Raw genomic sequence first — 17,455 nt, forward strand, 5'->3', positions numbered from 1 at the left:
CGCCCGCACGCGCGATCACGGGAGGCGGCAGCGCCGTTCGCGGCGCCGCCGACACCCGGCCGTGGCGCCACGATCAGGCGACGCGCCGCACCTCGTCCTCCAGCAATTCGTCCGCCGGCCCGAAGAATTCGAAGCGGACCCGCTCGGCCGGGACGCCGTGGCGCTGCAGGCCGTTGACGAGCGCGGCCAGAAACGGCTTGGGACCACAGAGGTAGTAGACCGCTTCGGCCTGCGGCGTGTTCGCGACGAGCCAATCCGCCGTGATGAGACCCGCCTCGTCGTAATGCTCGCCACGCCGGTCCTGCGCGTCCGGCTGGGCGTAGAAGGTCCGGACGCGGATATGCGCGCGCCCCGAGGCTGCGGCGGCCGTTGCGTCCCGCAGCGCATGGACACGGCCGTTGAGGGCTCCGTGGACATACCAAGTCGGGCGCCCGGACATCTCATCCGCGATGGCGGCCAGCATGCTCACCATCGGCGTCAGTCCGACGCCGCCGCTGACCAGGACCACCGGGCCGTTCGTCGACCGGTCGAGGAAGAAGTCGCCCGCCGGCGGTGCCACGCGCAGGATCGTGCCGATGCCGGCCGCGTCGTGTAGCCAGTTCGAGACGACACCGGCCGGCGCACCGGGCGCGTTCTCGCGCTTGACGGTGATGCGGTAGACGCGATCGTTCGGGGCACACGAGACCGAGTAATTGCGTTTCAGAACGCCCTGGCCTGGCAGGTCGAAGAGGAAGCCCAGGTATTGACCGGGCTGGTGGCGCAGCACGGGCCCCCCATCGACCGGCGCCAGCACGAAGGAGCGGATCGTCTCGCTCTCCTGGGTCACGTTCTCGATCTGGAACGCGCGCCAGCCGGTCCAGCCTCCAGGCTTTGCGGCGTGGTCGCGGTAGATGGCCGCCTCGCGCCCGATCAGGATCTCCGCCAGGAGCCAGTACGCGTCTCCCCAGGCCGCGCAGATCTCGGACGTCGCCGCATCGCCCAGAATGTCGCCGATCGCGCCGAGCAGCGCATCCGCGACATGCGGATAGTGCTCGGGGAGGATGTTGAGCGCGACATGCTTCTGCGCGATGCGCTCCACCGCCCCGCCGAGAACGCTCAGATTGTCGATGTTGCGGGCATAGGCCAGCACGGCTTGCGCGAGGGCCTTCGGCTGCGAGCCCGCTGCCCCATGGTGCGACTGGTTGAAGAGGTCGCGCATCTCGGCGTTCTCGAACAGTCGCTCGTACATGCGCCGCGTGATGTCTAGGCCTCGCGCCTCCAGGGCGGGAATCGTGGCTTTGATGAGGGCGACGGTGGAGGGACTCAGCGGGGCAGGCATGGCGGTCCTCAAGATGCATATTACATGCACCTTATGACGGCCCATTTTTAAAGGTGCAATCGTTATGCACCTTAAGGGCTGTTACGGAGTTGACATGCGGCTGACCCGCTTCACCGATTACGGCCTGCGCACTCTGATCTATCTCGGCTCGCTGGGCCCCCGGCAGGGCTCCATAGCCGGCGTCGCGGCGGCCTACGGGATCTCCGAGCATCACTTGGTGAAGGTGGTGCATCAGCTGGGCCGGCTGGGATTGATCCGGACGACGCGTGGCCGGGGCGGCGGCTTGCTTCTGGGCCGGCCTGCGGACCAGATCCGCGTCGGAGACGTCGTGCGGGCCATGGAGGAGGATCTGGCGCTGGTCCCCTGCTTCGCCGGTGCGGCCTGTGCGATCACGCCCGCGTGCCGCCTCAAGGGTGTCTTGAACGAAGCGCTCGCCGCGTTCCTCGCGGTCCTCGACCGACATACCCTCGCCGACCTGCTGGAGCCGAATGCCGGGCCGGATCTCGCAGCCCTCCTGGGCATCGATCCCATGCCGTCGATCGACGAGCCCGCCTCGCGCATGCCTCGACGCCCCGTCGACCCGGTGCGTTGATCGACGGTTGCTCAGCCTCGACGCCGCGATGTGATCACCAACGCCATCGCAAGGCCGGACGCCCGCAGCATCGGAGCATGGGCGAGCGTCGGCGCGCTCCGGACGCGGGCTCGGAGCCCCACCGGATGCCGACTCGCCTCGGTGATCGCGGCGCAGTCGTCGCGATCGAAGCGGCAGGTCTTCACCTCTGCCGTCGCGGCTCCGGAGCCCAGGGCAGGACGGCACCGGCGATAGGACCTCGCCCGGACGCAGGCTATAGTGCTTCTATACGATTTGATCTCTCGAACGCTTTGGGGCTGCCTGCGCGACGCCGATGGATAATTCGGCATTCAACCATCGATATCGAAAGGTCGCGATGATGAAGAATGTGCCAGAGATCCGCGAATTGACGGATGAAGAGATCGATTGTGTCGCCGGCGGCGTGAGCGACGACGCACTGTACGGGGCAGCGATCGGCCTCGCCGTGGCCAGCGTCGGCGCGCTGATCGCGGTGCCGACCATGGGAACGAGCACGACGCTCTGCGTGTGGGGGGCCTCCCTCGCCTCGTCGGCGCTCGCCTACAACATCGCGGCCCAGTAGCGCGGCCTGAACCCGGCGGCCCGCCGGGTCCGGAGAGGGTCTGCTCACGGAGCGGCCCTCTCCAAGGACGGAGGCTTCGACGGGCACCCGAACGGGCGCAGGGTCTTCGGCCGGCCGGCGCCTGCGCGAGGGGGCCGATCCGGCGGGGGACGCCTCCTGTCCGCAGCCGGCGCAACGCGCGGTCGGCCGAACGCGTCGGCTGCTGTGTCGACCGGCCCATCACGGCCAGGGGCGCCGGCCCATCCGCATCGCGCCCGGCCCCGTCAGGCGACACCCGTGAAGAAGGTGGCGTAGCCGTCCTCGTGCACGCGGGCGAGATAGGCGCGGTACGGTGCGAAGCCCGGCTCCTCGGGTCCGATGCGCCCGTAGCCGAACGCGTCGGCCTGCTCCGGAAGCAGCGCCAGGGGCGCCGCGGCGGGGGTCAGCTGGGTGCCGCGCCCCGCATGGAGCGTCGTCAGGACCCCGTACATCTCGCCCTGGATGTTCGGGCGGCACAGGACCGCCAGGCGATGCTGCCCGTGCCAGTTGGTCACCAGATAGATCATGCCCGACTGGCTCGGCACGGCGACGCTGCCGGATTGCGCGAAGGGGGCGTCGAGCCGCTCGGCCTCGCGGAACACGAGGCGGGCCGACTCCGCGTCCCACGCGATCTCGGTACGGTAGGCGAAGATCGCGCCGGCCGTCCCGAAGGAGGGCCGCAGGGTGAGATAGCGCCCCTCGATCCAGGCCACGCTCTCCCGGGAATAGGAGCCGAGTTCGTCGGGCGCGTGACGGGCCGTCTCCGGAGCCGGTCGCCCCGGTTCCTGGCGGAGGGATTGGCCCAGGGCCTCCTCCAGCCGGATCGTCGTCGCCAGGGTGAAGGGCCGGCGGCCGGCGAGCGCCTTCTCCAGGGTCGAAATGCTGATCCGGGCCTCTTCGGCCAGCGTCTGCCGGGAGATCCGCCGGCGGGCCAGCGCCTCGCGCACGGTCTGGGCAATGGCGCGGCTCTGCGCCTCGGACAGTTCGATCTCGCTCACAGGCACGGCTCGCGCGGGCTTGATCCGGACAGATCCGCACGAAACCGCACAATTGCGCAAGCGCGGCCAAGCTGGCCATCCACGGCGGCCCGTCAGGAACGCCCCGCCTCCGACGCCAGCTCCGTCTCGACGATCAGCCGGAGCGGTCCGGCCCGCAGCGCCTCCAGGGGCCAGCAGGTGACGAGGTCGAGATGCCGGCCGGCCGCCTGCGGGTCGATGCCCGAGGCGTCCCACCGCGCCACCCGCGTGCCGGTGACGCGGAAATGCCGGGTCCGGCCGTCGCGGCCCGTCACCGTGACGGGATCGCCGGGCCCGAGGCGCCCCAGCACCGCGAACTGCGTGTCGCGGTGGGCGGCGAAGATTGCGGTGCCGGGCGCGCCGGCCTCCGGCGTACCGTCCAGATGGCCCGGGCCGAAGGCCAGGGCCTGGCCGCTCCCGCCCCGCAGCACCACGAAGCTGCGGCCCGCGACCGTGAGCCGGGCGACCGGCTCGGTGTCGGCCCAGGGCCAGGGCTTGGCGGGGTGCCCCTCGGCCAGCGTGCGGGCGAAGGCGCGCTCCAGCAGCACCTGCGCCAGGGCGGCCTTGGCGGGGATCCAGGCGGCCTGCGCCGCCAATCCGAGCCCCCCGAGGGTGAGGAGGGCCGCGAGGGCCCTCCCCAGTCCGGATACCGGGGAGCGGCTCATCGCGCGTCCCCGATCCGCCGGACGCCGCGCCGCTGCAGGCCAGCGCCCAGCAGGAGGCCCAGGAGGGCGAGGAGCAGGCCCAGGCCGAGCTGCGCCAGGATCCCGGCCCCGGTCTGCGGCAGGTCGACGCCCGCCTCGCCGGCATGGATCGGCACGATCCGGGCGGCCTTGTCGTCGGCGGGCGCTTCGCCGCTCCGGTCCGTGCCGAACACCTTGGCGAAGTCCCAGCCCGCCGGCAGGTTCAGCGGCAGGTCGGCGGCGACGAGGGGCGTGCCCGGCGCCCGGCGGGGCGTGGCGTCGATGGCCACGAGGCTGGTCAGCCGCGTCGTCAGGCCGTGCTCCAGGGCCAGCGCCAGGATGGTGGCGTCGGCCGCCTCCGCGCCGAGGCGTCCGGTGATCCGCGCGGTCTCGGTCTCGCCGATCCGGGAGCGCGCCCAGACCTTGGAGATGCCGGCGCCCGTACCGGCCGCGGCGAGGGGCAGGGTCCGGGTCCAGGTCCGGCCGCCCACCCGGCCCGAGACGGTCACGGTCCTGTGGGCGATCCCCTCGGCCGCCTCCGGCAGCTGCGCGGCGAAGACCAGCGGCTCGCCGCGATACAGGTCGGGCAGCGCGCCCGGCGTGACGGCGACGCCCGGGACCGAGAAGGTCGCGGTCAGGTCGGTGACGGCGGGGGATTCCAGCTTCTCGTAGAGCGCGCGGGTCCGTTCGCCGACCAGGGCGAGGTCGCGGATCTCCGTGAAGCTGCCGCGGCCGATCTCGGCGGCGTGGCGCATCAGGTGGCCGTTGGGCGCCGAGCCGATGCCGACCATGAACAGGCGCGTGCGCCCGAGATTGGCGTGGATCGCCGCGAAGATCCGCTCCTCGTCGCCGACGGCGCCATCGGTGAGGAACACGACCTGGCGCACGCGCCCGTCCTCCGGATGGGGATCGGCCAGGGCCGCCTTGAGCGGCGCCAGCATCTCGGTGCCGCCGCGGGCCTCCAGGGCGGCGACGAAGCGCTCGGCTTCCGCCAGCGCGGCCCGCGTCGCCGGGACCGGCTCGGGATGCAGCGCGTCCCAGGTGTCGTCGAAGCGGATGACGTTGAAGCGGTCCTGCGGCGTCAGACGCGCGAGGCCGGCCAGCAGCCCGGCCTTGGCCTGCCGCATCGAGGCGCCGGACATCGAGCCGGAATTGTCGATCACGAAGGTGACGTCGCGCGCCGGCCGGGTGGCCGCGTCTGCCTCGAGCGCCGGCGGGTTCACGGCGGCCAGCAGGTAGGTCCGGCCGGCAACGGTCTCGCGGAACAGGCCGAGGCCGGGCACCCGGCTCGGAGCGGGCTCCCAGGTCAGCTCGAGGTCGCGGTCGGCCGGCACGACGCCGTCGGCCAGCGTGACGGTGCGCGCCTCCGGGCCGGTCTCGGTCACGCGGATCGCGTGGGTGGCGCTGCGGACGGCGCCGACGGCGAAGCCCGCCTGGAGCCGCACGGTGACGGCGACCGGGTTGGTCGGCGGGGACAGGGCCGGGTCGAGCACCGGCGGGCTGATCCGGGCGCGATCCGGAACCGGGTCGCGGGCCGCCTCGGCCACGCCGTCGAGGGAGACCGCGTCCACCGCGGCGGGGGCGGGAGTGTAGCGGGGCGCCACCACCAGCGGCAGGCGCAGCGTCCGCGTCTCGCCGGAGACGGGGATCGTCTGCTGATAGGTAATCTGGACCACCACCGTCTCGCCGGGGCCGATATTGGCGACCGCGTTGGTGAAGATGTTGGGCCGCTCCTGCGCGGTCAGGGCCGCCGACTGCCCGGCCGCCTTCGCGGCCTCGTAGGCGCGCTTGGCCGCCGCCCGCTCGCGGATGTCGGCCACGATCACGCGGTTGCCGACGACGAGCTTCATCCCGTCGACGGCCGCGTCTTCCGGCAGGGGGTACACGTAGGTGCCCTCGACCCAGTCCGCCGTGGTGTTGCGGAAGGCCTGGGTGACCGTGGCCCGGGCGGTCGGGCCGCTGACATCGACGCTGATGTCGGTGGCAAGCTGGACGGCCTCGGCCGGCGCGGCGCCGGCCGGCCCGCGCAGCATCAGGCCGCCCCGCGCCGGCCCCGGCGCCGCGTGGGCCGAGGCGAGCATGATGAGGAGCGCCAGCAGCGCGAGGAAGAGCGGTGACAACGCGGCGTTGCGGGGGGGCTCGACCGCGGGTCGTGGAGCGAAGAACGGCATCGGGGAACCTCCTGCGCCGGCGGATCGGGGCCGGCTCGCCGCTGAAGCTCCCGCGCCCGCCCCTCGGCCGCCACGAGAAGCTTCGCCCTTTTCCAGGCTCGGCCCGCACCGGCCGGCCGCGCCGCGGCGGATCTGTGCGGAGCCGGTGCGGAGCTGTGCGCCCGGCGGCGCGTCCTGACGGATCCGCCGTCGCCTTGACATATGCGCAACCTGCGTCTTAGTTATGCTCAACCTGAGTAGAAATCGAGCGATGACCGAATCCGAGTTCCTGGCAGGCTACGATCCTGCGGCCTACGAGCGGCCCGCCCTGGCGGTGGATCTCGTCCTGCTGGGGATCCGGGCGGGGCGGCTCGCCGCTCTCCTGCTGCGGCGGAGCCAGCAGCCGCAGGCGGGCCGCTGGGCCCTGCCGGGCGGGTTCGTGGGCATCGCCGAAACCCTCGACGCCGCCGCGGAGCGCGTCCTGCGCGACAAGGCCGGGATCGGGCGGGCGCGGCTCGAACAGCTCTACACCTTCGGTGGCGTGGACCGGGATCCGCGGATGCGCATCGTCTCGGTCGCCTATCTGGCGCTGCTGCCGGAGGCGGCCTTCGCCGAGGCCCTGGCGGGCGGCGCCGCGCTGACGGCGGCGACGCTGGTCGTGCCCTGGGCGGGCGAGGCCGGTGGCCCGGTCTCGGCCGTCACGGAGGACGGCGCCCCCCTCGCCCTCGCCTTCGACCACGCCGACATCCTGGCGCTCGCCGTGAAGCGGCTGCGCGGCAAGCTCGACTACACGGATGTCGGCTTCGCGCTGCTCCCGGAGCACTTCACCCTCCGCCAGCTCCAGGACGTACACGCGGCGATCCGCGGCGCGCCCCACAACAAATCCGCCTTCCGCCGCCGCATGCGCGACCGGGGCTGGATCGCGCCGACGGGCGCCCGCGAGGCCGGGACGGCTTTCCGCCCCGCCGAACTCTTCCGCTTCGACAGGTCGGGTCAGTTTTGAGGAGACCATCATGGCCACGGTCCGCAACATCGGTGTGATCGCCCAGCTTCGGAGCGAGGCGAGCAGCCACATCATCCGCTTCCGCAACGGCCGGGTCCGGCAGAGCGGGCGGGGGCTGGTCTTCTGGTTCCGGCCCGAGACCGCCAGCATCAGCGAGGTGCCGGTGGACGACCGCGAGATGACCCTGTTCGTCCGCGGCCGCAGCCGGGACTTCCAGACCGTCGTGGTCCAGGGGACGATCGGCTGGCACGTCGTCGATCCCGAGCTGCTGGCGAGCCGGGTCGACTTCTCGATCGACCTCCGCACCGGGCGCCTGCAGGGCGAGCCGATCGAGCGGATCGAGGCGCGCCTCGGCGGCATCGCCGGTCAGGCGGTGCTGCAATATCTCGGGGCGAGCCCGATCGGCGCCCTCCTCGACGCGGGGCCGGAGCCGCTGCGCGCCGTTCTGGAACGGGTGCTCTTCGCCGCCCCGGCCCTGGCCGAGATCGGCATCGCGGCCGTGGCGGTGCGGCTCACCAACCTCGCGCCGACGAGCGAGCTGGAGCGCGCCCTGCAGACGCCGACCTTCGAGGCCCTGCAGCAGAAGGCCGACGAGGCGACCTTCGCCCGGCGCGCGCTCGCAGTCGAGAAGGAGCGCGCCATCGCGGAGAACGAGCTCGCGACGAAGACCGAGCTGGCCCGGCGCGAGACCGTGCTGATCGCGCAAGAAGCCGAGAACGCCCGCGACCGCGCCGCCGGCGTCGCGGAGGCCCGCGGCCTGGAGGCCGCCGCGGAGGCCGAGCGGATCCGGCTCGTCGAGGGGGCCCGGGCCGAGGCGGAGCAGCGCCGCGCCGCAATCTACCGGGACATGCCGCCCGCCGTCCTGCTCGGTCTGGCGGCCCGGGAACTCGCCGGCAAGCTGGAGACCATCGAGCACGTCAACGTCACGCCCGATCTGCTGGCGGCCGTCCTCGGGGAGTTCCGCGGCGCGCTGCCCGCGCGGCTCGCGCCGCGCTGAGGAGGCCCGCCATGCCGGCCATCACCCCCCGGGTCGTCTTCGTGATCCGCGACACGGATTACGAGCTGCTCATCGCCCGGCACGCGACCCGCGGCCAGGTTCGGTTCTTCCTGGAGAGCCGGGGCCAGACGCTCGCGGAGGTCGAGGCGCGCCACGCCCAGTTCCAGGCCGTGCTCGCCGAGGCGCGGTCCGCCGTGCCCCTGGACTGGCGGCAGGCCCTGGTGCGGCGCCCCGACCTCGACCGCTTCCTCTTCGCCCCCGAGGACGTGGTCGTGGCCGTGGGGCAGGACGGGCTCGTGGCCAACGTCGCCAAATACCTCGACGGTCAGCCGGTGGTCGGCGTCAACCCGGCGCCCGACCTCTACGACGGCGTGCTGGCCCGGGCCCGGGTCGAGGCCCTGCGTGCCCTGCTGCCCGCCAGCGCGGCCGGCGCCGCGCCCCTGCAGCGGCGCACCATGGTGCAGGCGACCTTCGACGGCGGCGAGCGGCTGCTCGCCCTGAATGAGATCTTCGTCGGCCACCGCAGCCACCAATCGGCGCGCTACCGCATCGACGACGGGGCGCGGGCGGAGGACCACTCGTCGAGCGGGCTGATCGTGGCCTCGGGCACGGGCCTGACCGGCTGGGCGCGCTCGATCAGCGAGGCGACGCACCTCACCGTTGAGGTGGGCATCGAGGAGGCGGCCTTCGGCTACTGGGTGCGCGAGCCGTTCCCGAGCGTCGCCACCGGCACCGACCTGCGCGGCGGCAAGTTCGCCGGATCGCCCCTCACGGTGGTGTCGCGGATGAACGAGGGCGGCGTGGTGTTCTCGGACGGGATCGAGCAGGATTTCGTCGCCTTCGACTGGGGGCGGCGGGTGAGCCTCGCGCCGGCCGACCGCACCTTCAACCTCGTGGCCGCGTAGGGCGGCGCCGACCGGGAGCCCGATGATCGCCATCCGGACCGACCGCCTCATCCTGCGGCGCTTCAGGCCGGACGACGCCGCCGACCTGTTCGCCTACCTGCACCGGCCGCGGGCACGCTGCTTCCTGAGCAGCCGCCTCGATACGCCGGCGGACGCGGAGGCGGAGGCCGAGCGGCGCGCCAGCGACGACGAGCACGTGGCCGTGTGCCTGACCGCGTGCGGCCGGCTGATCGGCGACCTGTTCTGCCTCCCCGAACCGCCCGACACCTTCTCGGTCGGCTGGAACTTCAACGCCGCGTATGGCGGCGCGGGCTACGCCCATGAGGCCGCGGCCGCTCTGTTCGGGCACCTGTTCTGCGAGCGGCAGGCGCGGCGCCTCTACGCCTATGTCGAGGAGGACAACGCCGCCTCGCACCGCCTGTGCGCGACGCTGGGAATGCGCCTCGAGGGCCTGTTCCGCGAGTTCGTCACCTTCGTGGACGACGATCAGGGCAACCCGATCCTCGAGAACACGATGCAGTACGCCATCCTGCGCCGGAAATGGGCAGAGCGCTCCGCGCGCGGCTGAGGCCGGTCCGGCACTGTCCAAAGACCCCGGCTGAATACGCCGGCGGCATTCAGCTGCTTTCGCGGGCGTCGGACCGGTCGAATCACGGCGCGAAGACGGTGTCCGTCATCACGAGCGCAGCGAAGTGACCCAGGGCAGCGCGACGTTCGGAGGCCTAGCGCTGCTGGATTGCTTCGCTCCGCTCGCAATGACGGCGGTGCAGTTCTTCGACAGCGGCGACGGGCAAGGCGCGCCGCCAATACGGTCGGTCCCTGCATCTGGCACGCTTCTTGGTTCGTCTTCACCAGCGCAGCGTCGCCCCGGCGGCGGCTAGAGGTTGGCGTGCCGTCGATGTGGTGAGGTGCCGGGCGACCGGATCTCCGCGACTGCCTTGAGCCTGTCCCGAGCTCCGATCCCTCCGTTTCAGCACCGGCACGCGCCGTCCGGCGGATCGCACGATCCGCCCTCTGAGGAGAGTCGATATGTGCGACCGTCACGGCGATTATCGCGTCCCGGATTTCACGCGGTTCAAGCCCAGCCGCAGGCGCTTCCTCGGCGGGACCGCCGCCGCGCTGACCCTGGCGGTGGGTCCGGGCCTGACCGGCCCGGCCGCGGCGGCCACCGGCATCCGCGCGACCCACGGCACCGGCTTCTGCAACCTGAACTTCTTCCTCGCCGAGGCGATGCAGCTCGCCAAGGATGACGGCCTGACCATCGACTTCGTCAACACGCCGACCTTCTCGGATCAGGTCACCTTCCTCGGCATGGGGCAGGTCGATGCCGGCGTGATGCCCTACACGAGCTTCATGGCGCTCTACGACGCGGGGGCCCCCGTGAAGATCGTGGCCGGCGGCGGCATCGAGGGCTGCGTGCTGGTCGCCCAGCCCGGCCTCGACAGCCCGGAGAAGCTCAAGGGCAAGACGCTCGGCACCTTCCAGCTCGATACGCTGGAGGTGCTGCCCTACGACTGGCTGAAGAAGAACGGCGTCGCCTTCAAGGACATCACGGTCCGCTACATGGGCTCGACCCCGGAGGCCGTGGAGGCGTTCCGCGCCGGGGCGCTGGACATCATCTCGACCATCGAGCCCTACGGCACCGCGCTCCTCACCGACGTGAAGGGCGCCGTGAAGCTCTCCGACGGCACCGACATCTACGGCAAGGGCTACACCGACTGCGTGCTGGCGGTCCGCAATGAGCTGATCGCCAAGAACCCGGCCGCCGTGAAGGCGCTGATCAAGGGCATGATGAAGGCCCAGGCCCTGGCCGAGGGCGATCCCCAGGCCGCCCTGAACAAGCTCGTCGGCTCCTACTACAAGACCTCGATGAGCAACGCCCAGCTCGCCATGGGCCGGCAGCCCTCGGTGGTGGACGCCCGCAACCAGACGCAGTTCATCCTCGACCGGACCGATTCCGTCGCCGAGATGGGCTACATCAAGAAGAAGCCCGGCCGCGACGCGATCGACTGGACCCTGCTGGAGCAGGTCATCGCCGAGAACCCGGATCTCTACGGCAAGCTCAAGCTGAAGTCGGCCTGAGCGGATGGCCGTCGATCTCGCCCGCGCCGCCGTCCCGCACATCCGGCCGCGCGTGCCCTTCGGTCAGCGCCTCGCGCTGCCCGACGGGCTCGTCCCCCTGCTCCGCCGGATCGGCTGGATGCTGGTCTCGGTCGGCTGCTTCGCCGGCCTCTGGGAGCTGCTCTGGGCGCTCGGCATCGCCGACGCCAAGCTCCTGCCGCCGCCGCACATCTTCCTCGGCAACCTCGCCGAGCAGGCGCGCTTCTTCAACACCGCGCAACGCTGGCAGATCGGCACCGGGATGAATACCGGCCCGAGCCCCGCCATGGCGGTGCTGATCACCGTGCTCGCCTCCACGGGCCGGGTCCTGGCGGGCCTCGCCCTGGCCGCGACCCTGTCGATCCTCGTCGGCGTGGCGATCCGCTACGTCGTGTTGTTCGAGCGGCTGACCCTGCCGACCATCACGCTGCTGGCCCCGGTCTCGCCGATCGCGTGGCTGCCGGTGGCGATCTTCATGTTCGGGATCGGCAACGCCCCGGCGATCTTCATGGTGTTTATCGCCCTGTTCTTCACGATGGTCCTCTCGACCATCCACCAGATCGACGGGGTCAACCGGAACTACATCAACGTCGCCCGGACCATGGGGGCGACGAAGCGCCAGATCTACGCGCGGGTGATCGTGCCGGCGATCCTGCCGGGGCTGCTCGCGGTTTTGCGCCTCAACCTGTTCGGCGCCTGGATGGTGGTGCTCGTCGCCGAGGCGACCGGCGTCGGCTACGGGCTCGGCCAGGTGATCATGCTGGCGCGCAACACCTTCAACCCGTCGCTCGTCTTCTTCACCATCACGCTGATCGGCCTCCTGGGCTTCGCCTTCGACCTGCTGTTCCGGCTGGTCCAGCGGCGGATGCTCTACTGGCTGCCGCGCGACGCGGGGTCCTCCCTTGGCCTCTGATCCCGCATCCCAGGACGCCGTCTCCTGCCGGGGCGTCGCCAAGGTCTGGGCGGCCGGCACCGCTCGCGCCCACGAGGCCCTGCGCGACATCGACCTCACCGTGCGGCCCGGCGAGTTCGTGGTGTTCCTCGGCCCCTCGGGCTGCGGGAAGAGCACGCTGCTCTACCTGATCGCCGGGCTCGAACCCGCCTCCGGGGGCGCGCTCCTGGCCTTCGGCGAGGCCGTCACCGGCCCGTCGCCGGAGCGCAGCCTGATCTTCCAGGAGACCTCGCTGCTGCCCTGGCTCAGCGTCTGGCAGAACGTCAGCTTCGGCCTGTCGCTGAAAGGCGTGCCGGAGGCCGAGCGCCGGAGCATCGCGCGGGCCGCCCTCCAGCGCGTCGGCCTCGCCGAGGCCTTCGACAAGCGGCCGGACGAATTGTCCGGCGGCATGCGCCAGCGCGTGGCCGTGGCCCGGGCGCTCGCCATGCGTCCCAAGGTCCTGCTGATGGACGAGCCCTTCGCGGCGCTCGACGTCCAGACCCGCCAGAAGATGCAGGACTTTCTGCTCGACGTCTGGCGCGACAGCGGCGCCTCGGTGCTGTTCGTGACCCACCACATCGACGAGGCGGTGGCGCTCGCCGACCGGGTGGTGGTGTTCACGGCCCGGCCCGGGCGGATCAAGACCATCGTCCGCAACGACCTGCCCCGCCCGCGCGACCCGTTCTCCCCCGAGGCCGAGGCGATGCGGCGGCACCTCACCGAGCTTCTGCGCGACGAGGTCGACCGGGCCTTCGCCGAGCAGGAAGCGCTCGTCTGACCCCCTCCCCCAACACGGACACGACCATGGCCACATCGCTGATCCGCAGCCGGCGGATGATCACCCGTACCCTCGATCACGACCGCTGGGAGGAGATCGCCGACGGCGCGGTCCTGCAGAAGGACGGCGTGATCGAGGCGGTCGGCACCTACGCGGACCTGCATGCCCGCTATCCCGACGCCCCCGTGATCGGCTCCGGCCGCGAGATCCTGCTGCCGGGCTTCGTCAACGGCCACCACCATGTCGGCCTGACGCCGGTGCAGCTCGGCTCCCCCGACATGCCGCTGGAACTGTGGTTCGTCACCCGCATGGTGGCGCGCAACCTGAACCTCTACCTCGACACCCTGTACTCGGCCTTCGAGATGGTCGGCTCCGGGATCACCACGGTCCAGCACATCCACGGCTGGATGCCCGGCAGCCTGGAGGAGGTCGAGGCGCGCTCCAACGAGGTGCTGCGCGCCTATCGCGACATCGGCATGCGGGTTTCGTACTGCTTCGCGGTCCGCGACCAGAACCGCCTCGTCTATCAGGCCGACATGGATTTCGTGGCGAGCCTGCCGGCGCCGCTGCAGGACCCGATGAAGCGCTGGTTCGAGCGCTTCCAGATGTCCCTGGAAGACAACTTCTCCCTGTTCCGCAGCCTGCATGCCGGACAGGCCGGGGCGTCGCGGTCCAAGATCCAGCTCGCGCCCGCCAACCTCCACTGGTGCTCCGACGCGGCCCTCGAAGGGCTCGCCGGCCTGTCCGAATCCTACGACGTGCCGATGCACATGCACCTCGTCGAGACCGCCTACCAGAAGGCCTATGCGGAGAAGCGCGGCGGCGGCACCGCCGTCGAGTATCTCGATCGGTTCGGCATGCTCGGTCCGCGCCTGACCCTCGGCCACGGGGTCTGGCTGAACGAATCCGACATCGAGCGGGTCGCGGCGACCGGCACCTGCATCTGCCACAATTGTTCGTCGAACTTCCGGCTGCGCTCCGGCGTGGCGGCGCTCAACCGGTTCGAGGCGAAGGGGATCAACACGGCGATCGGCCTCGACGAGGCCGGCATCAACGACGACCGCGACATGCTCCAGGAGATGCGCCTCGTGCTCCGCGCCCACCGGGTGCCCGGCATGGACGAGGCCGACGTGCCGAGCATGGCGCAGGTGCTGCGCATGGCGACCGTCGGCGGCGCCCGCACCACGCCCTATGGCGATAGCCTGGGCACGATCGAAGTCGGCAAGGGCGCCGACATGGTCCTGATCGACTGGGACCAGATCGCCTACCCGTATCTCGACCCGGAGACGCCGCTCCTCGACGCCGTGATCCAGCGGGCCAAGACCGGCGGCGTGACCACGGTGCTGTGCGAGGGCGAGGTGCTCTACGCCGACGGCCGCTTCACCCGGGTCGACAAGGATGCCGCCCTGAAGGCGCTCCACGACGACCTGTCGCGGGCGCTGTCGGACGACGAGGTCGAGCGGCGCCAGCTCTCGAAGGCGCTGCTGCCCCACGCGCGGCGCTTCTACGCCGATTACATCGACCCGTCGCGGCACGAGCCGTTCTACCGCCCCAGCTCGCGCGTCTGACGGCGCAGGCCCGGGCCGGGCTTCAGCGGACCAGGCAGGGCTTCTTGTTGTCGAAGCTCCAGCCGGGGATCAGGAACTGCATGGCGGCCGCGTCGTCGCGGGCGCCGAGGCCGTGGTCGCGGTAGAGGGCGTGCGCCTCCTCCACCGCCGCCATGTCGAGCTCGATGCCGAGGCCCGGCCGCTCCGGCACCCGCACGAGGCCGCCGCGGATCGCCAGCGGCTCCTTGGTCAGGCGCTCGCCGTCCTGCCAGATCCAGTGGGTGTCGATCGCCGTGACGTTGCCCGGGGCCGCCGCCGCCACGTGGGTGAACATGGCGAGCGACACGTCGAAATGGTTGTTCGAGTGCGAGCCCCAGGTCAGGCCGTGGTCGCGGCAGAGCTGGGCCACCCGGACCGAGCCGGCGAGCGTCCAGAAATGCGGGTCGGCGAGCGGGATGTCGACGGCGCCGAGCTGGATCGCGTGGTTCATCTGCCGCCAGTCGGTGGCGATCATGTTGGTGGCGGTGGGCAGGCCGGTGGCGCGGCGGAACTCGGCCATGATCTCGCGGCCCGAGAACCCGCCCTCGGCGCCGCAGGGATCCTCCGCGTAGGCCAGGACGTGGCCCTGGCCCTTGCAGAGGCGGATCGCCTCGTCGAGGGACCACGCGCCGTTCGGGTCCAGCGTCACCCGCGCCTTGGGGAAGCGCGCGTGGATCGCGGTGACGGCGGCGATCTCCTCCTCGCCCCGCAGCACGCCGCCCTTCAGCTTGAAATCGTTGAAGCCGTACTGGTCGTAGGCGGCCTCGGCGAGCCGGGCGACGGCCTCCGGTGTCAGCGCCGCCTCGTCGCGCAGGCGGAACCAGCCGTCGCGGGCAATCGGTGCGCGATAATCGAGATCGGTGCGGGTGCGGTCGCCGACGTAGAACAGGTAGCCCAGCATCTCGACGGCGTCGCGCTGCTGGCCCTCGCCCAGGAGGGCGGCCACCGGCACGTCGAGGTACTGGCCGAGCAGGTCGAGGAAGGCGGATTCGACCGCCGTCACCGCGTGGATGGTGATGCGCAGGTCGAAGGTCTGCAGCCCGCGCCCGCCGGAATCGCGGTCCGCGAAGCGCGTCCGCATGGCGTTCAGCACCGCGTTCCAGGCGCCGAGCGGCTGCCCGACCACGAGGTCCCGGGCATCCTCCAGGGTCTTGCGGATGCCCTCGCCGCCGGGGACTTCGCCGAGGCCGGTGGCGCCGGTGGAGTCCGTGAGGATCACGAGGTTGCGGGTGAAGTACGGGCCGTGCGCGCCCGAGAGGTTGAGGAGCATGCTGTCGTGGCCGGCGACCGGCACGACCTTCATCTCGGTCACGGTGGGCGTGTTGCGCGCGGCATGACGGCTGTCGTTCGGCATGGCGTCCTCCTCGAAGATCCCCGGCCGGCCTGAGCCGGGCGCGGGGCGGGTTCGGAACGGGGCCGGTCCGGCCCGCGGGTCAGTGGGCCTTCAGCTCGACGCGGCGGATCTCGCCGACCACCACGAGGTAACAGAAGCAGGCGACGAGGGCGTTCAGGCCCACGAAGACCAGGGCGCCGTTGAACGAGCCCGTGCTCTGGACGATGTAGCCGATGGCGATCGGCGTGGTGATGCCGGCGGTGTTGCCGAAGGTGTTGAACAGGCCGCCCGAAAGGCCGCCGCTCTCCCGCGGGGAGGTGTCGGCGACGACCGCCCAGCCGAGCGCGCCGATGCCCTTGCCGAAGAAGGCGAGCGCCATCAGCCCGACCACGAGGGCATCCGCCTGGACGTAGTTGCAGCCGATGATGCTCATCGACAGCAGCATGCCGCCGACGATCGGGATCTTGCGGGCCGCCGTCAGGGAAAAGCCGCGGCGCAGGAGCAGGTCGGAGATCACGCCCCCGAGGATGCCGCCGATGAAGCCGCAGAGCGCCGGCAGCACCGCGGCGAAGCCGGCCTGGAGGATCGACAGGCCGCGCTCCTTGACGAGGTAGACCGGGAACCACGTCAGGAAGAAGTAGGTCAGCACGGTGATGCAGTACTGGCCGATATAGATGCCGAGCAGCATGCGGTTGGCGAGCAGCTGGCGCAGCGTCCGGCCGGCATCGCCCTGCCTGGTCCGGCTCTGCCCGTCCATGTCGAGCAGCGCGCCACCGGCCTCGATGTAGTCCCGCTCCGCCTGATTCATGGACGGGTGGTTCTTCGGGCTGTCGACGACGCGCAGCCACACCACCGCGAAGGCGAGGCCGAGCAGGCCCATGCTGGTGAAGACGTGGTGCCAGCCGAAATTGTGGACGATCCACGCCATCAGCGGCGTGAACAGCACAGTGGCGAAGTACTGCGCCGAGTTGAAGAACGCCGACGCCATGCCGCGCTCCCGGGTCGGGAACCACGCGGCGACGATCCGGGCATTGGCGGGGAAGACCGGCGCCTCGGTGAGGCCGACGGCGAGCCGCAGGGCGAACAGCAGCACCACGGCGGTGAGGCCGGAGAAGAAGCCGACGGCCCCCTGGACCAGGGTGAAGCCGGACCAGAGGGCGACGGCGGCGGCGTAGACCCATTTGACGCTGTAGCGGTCGAGGAGCCAGCCGCCCGGAATCTGGGCCAGAACGTAGGACCACGCGAAGGCCGAGAAGACGTAGCCCATCTGGACCGGAGACAGGCCGAGTTCCTTGGCCATGTCGGGTCCGGCGATCGAGATGGTCGCGCGGTCGGCGTAGTTGATCGTGGTGGCGGCGAACAGCATCGCGACGATCAGCAGGCGGACGCGGGTGCGGCGACCCGCATCGGCGGCGTCGAGCAGGGTGCTCGCCGCGCCGCTCGAACTGGCACTCATGGACGTTCT

The 17,455-nt window shown here is 71.5% G+C and carries 16 protein-coding genes; 10 read left to right on the plus strand and 6 right to left on the minus strand.

The genetic code is table 11. The annotated features are described in order from the left end of the window. Positions 1 to 73: 73 nt before the first annotated feature. A complete protein-coding gene (gene hmpA / locus A3862_RS05450; protein ID WP_043760262.1) occupies positions 74 to 1,318 on the minus strand; it encodes an NO-inducible flavohemoprotein in 1,245 nt (414 codons plus the stop codon). 94 nt (positions 1,319 to 1,412) lie between these two features. Between hmpA and A3862_RS05455 the strand changes: the two genes are divergently transcribed. Then, positions 1,413 to 1,910, plus strand: a complete 498-nt coding sequence (locus A3862_RS05455; protein ID WP_043386753.1) for an Rrf2 family transcriptional regulator — start codon at positions 1,413 to 1,415, stop codon at positions 1,908 to 1,910. Between the two features lie 313 nt (positions 1,911 to 2,223). Continuing rightward, a complete protein-coding gene (locus A3862_RS05460; RefSeq protein WP_043345609.1) occupies positions 2,224 to 2,490 on the plus strand; it encodes a hypothetical protein in 267 nt (88 codons plus the stop codon). Positions 2,491 to 2,753: 263 nt separating this feature from the next. Here A3862_RS05460 and A3862_RS05465 read toward each other — a convergent pair whose 3' ends face one another. The 3 genes from A3862_RS05465 to A3862_RS05475 form a co-directional block, all read right to left on the minus strand. Further along, positions 2,754 to 3,506: a helix-turn-helix domain-containing protein gene (locus A3862_RS05465; protein ID WP_043760259.1), complete on the minus strand. Its 753-nt coding sequence runs from the start codon at positions 3,504 to 3,506 to the stop codon at positions 2,754 to 2,756. 92 nt (positions 3,507 to 3,598) lie between these two features. Beyond that, positions 3,599 to 4,189: a class GN sortase gene (locus tag A3862_RS05470; protein WP_043353988.1), complete on the minus strand. Its 591-nt coding sequence runs from the start codon at positions 4,187 to 4,189 to the stop codon at positions 3,599 to 3,601. After that, positions 4,186 to 6,378 carry a marine proteobacterial sortase target protein gene (locus A3862_RS05475; protein WP_043760255.1) on the minus strand — a complete coding sequence of 731 codons (2,193 nt, stop codon included), beginning with the start codon at positions 6,376 to 6,378 and terminating at the stop codon, positions 4,186 to 4,188. The genes A3862_RS05470 and A3862_RS05475 overlap by 4 nt, the downstream gene beginning before the upstream one ends. Before the next feature lie 250 nt (positions 6,379 to 6,628). Between A3862_RS05475 and A3862_RS05480 the strand changes: the two genes are divergently transcribed. The 8 genes from A3862_RS05480 to A3862_RS05515 all read left to right on the plus strand — a co-directional run bounded on the left by A3862_RS05480 (position 6,629) and on the right by A3862_RS05515 (position 14,639). Next, positions 6,629 to 7,360 carry an NUDIX hydrolase gene (locus tag A3862_RS05480; RefSeq protein WP_111473431.1) on the plus strand — a complete coding sequence of 244 codons (732 nt, stop codon included), beginning with the start codon at positions 6,629 to 6,631 and terminating at the stop codon, positions 7,358 to 7,360. 10 nt (positions 7,361 to 7,370) lie between these two features. Continuing rightward, a complete protein-coding gene (locus A3862_RS05485) occupies positions 7,371 to 8,357 on the plus strand; it encodes an SPFH domain-containing protein (RefSeq protein WP_043760252.1) in 987 nt (328 codons plus the stop codon). An 11-nt stretch (positions 8,358 to 8,368) separates the two neighbouring features. After that, on the plus strand, positions 8,369 to 9,262 hold the full coding sequence (locus A3862_RS05490; RefSeq protein WP_043386741.1) for an NAD(+)/NADH kinase: 894 nt from the start codon (positions 8,369 to 8,371) through the stop codon (positions 9,260 to 9,262). A 22-nt stretch (positions 9,263 to 9,284) separates the two neighbouring features. Continuing rightward, positions 9,285 to 9,830 carry a GNAT family N-acetyltransferase gene (locus A3862_RS05495; protein ID WP_043760250.1) on the plus strand — a complete coding sequence of 182 codons (546 nt, stop codon included), beginning with the start codon at positions 9,285 to 9,287 and terminating at the stop codon, positions 9,828 to 9,830. 461 nt (positions 9,831 to 10,291) lie between these two features. Then, positions 10,292 to 11,344, plus strand: coding sequence for an ABC transporter substrate-binding protein (locus A3862_RS05500; RefSeq protein WP_043760248.1), 1,053 nt, complete (start codon positions 10,292 to 10,294; stop codon positions 11,342 to 11,344). Between the two features lie 4 nt (positions 11,345 to 11,348). Next, entirely contained in the window at positions 11,349 to 12,275 is a 927-nt protein-coding gene (locus A3862_RS05505; RefSeq protein WP_043760246.1) for an ABC transporter permease, read from the plus strand. After that, on the plus strand, positions 12,265 to 13,071 hold the full coding sequence (locus tag A3862_RS05510; RefSeq protein WP_043760244.1) for an ABC transporter ATP-binding protein: 807 nt from the start codon (positions 12,265 to 12,267) through the stop codon (positions 13,069 to 13,071). The genes A3862_RS05505 and A3862_RS05510 overlap by 11 nt, the downstream gene beginning before the upstream one ends. Positions 13,072 to 13,097: 26 nt before the next feature. Beyond that, complete coding sequence (locus A3862_RS05515; RefSeq protein WP_043760242.1) at positions 13,098 to 14,639, plus strand: amidohydrolase family protein; 1,542 nt, start codon at positions 13,098 to 13,100, stop codon at positions 14,637 to 14,639. Positions 14,640 to 14,661: 22 nt separating this feature from the next. Here A3862_RS05515 and gudD read toward each other — a convergent pair whose 3' ends face one another. Together gudD and A3862_RS05525 are read right to left on the minus strand one after the other, a co-directional pair. Beyond that, positions 14,662 to 16,011 (minus strand): glucarate dehydratase, encoded by a 1,350-nt coding sequence (gene gudD, locus A3862_RS05520; RefSeq protein WP_043760240.1) that lies wholly within the window; start codon positions 16,009 to 16,011, stop codon positions 14,662 to 14,664. A gap of 79 nt (positions 16,012 to 16,090) precedes the next feature. Further along, the gene (locus A3862_RS05525) at positions 16,091 to 17,446 is read right to left on the minus strand and encodes an MFS transporter (RefSeq protein WP_043386722.1); all 1,356 of its coding nucleotides are present in this window, start codon (positions 17,444 to 17,446) and stop codon (positions 16,091 to 16,093) included. Positions 17,447 to 17,455 lie beyond the last annotated feature (9 nt).

The sequence above is a fragment of the Methylobacterium sp. XJLW genome (genome assembly GCF_003254375.1).
GTDB lineage: Bacteria > Pseudomonadota > Alphaproteobacteria > Rhizobiales > Beijerinckiaceae > Methylobacterium > Methylobacterium fujisawaense.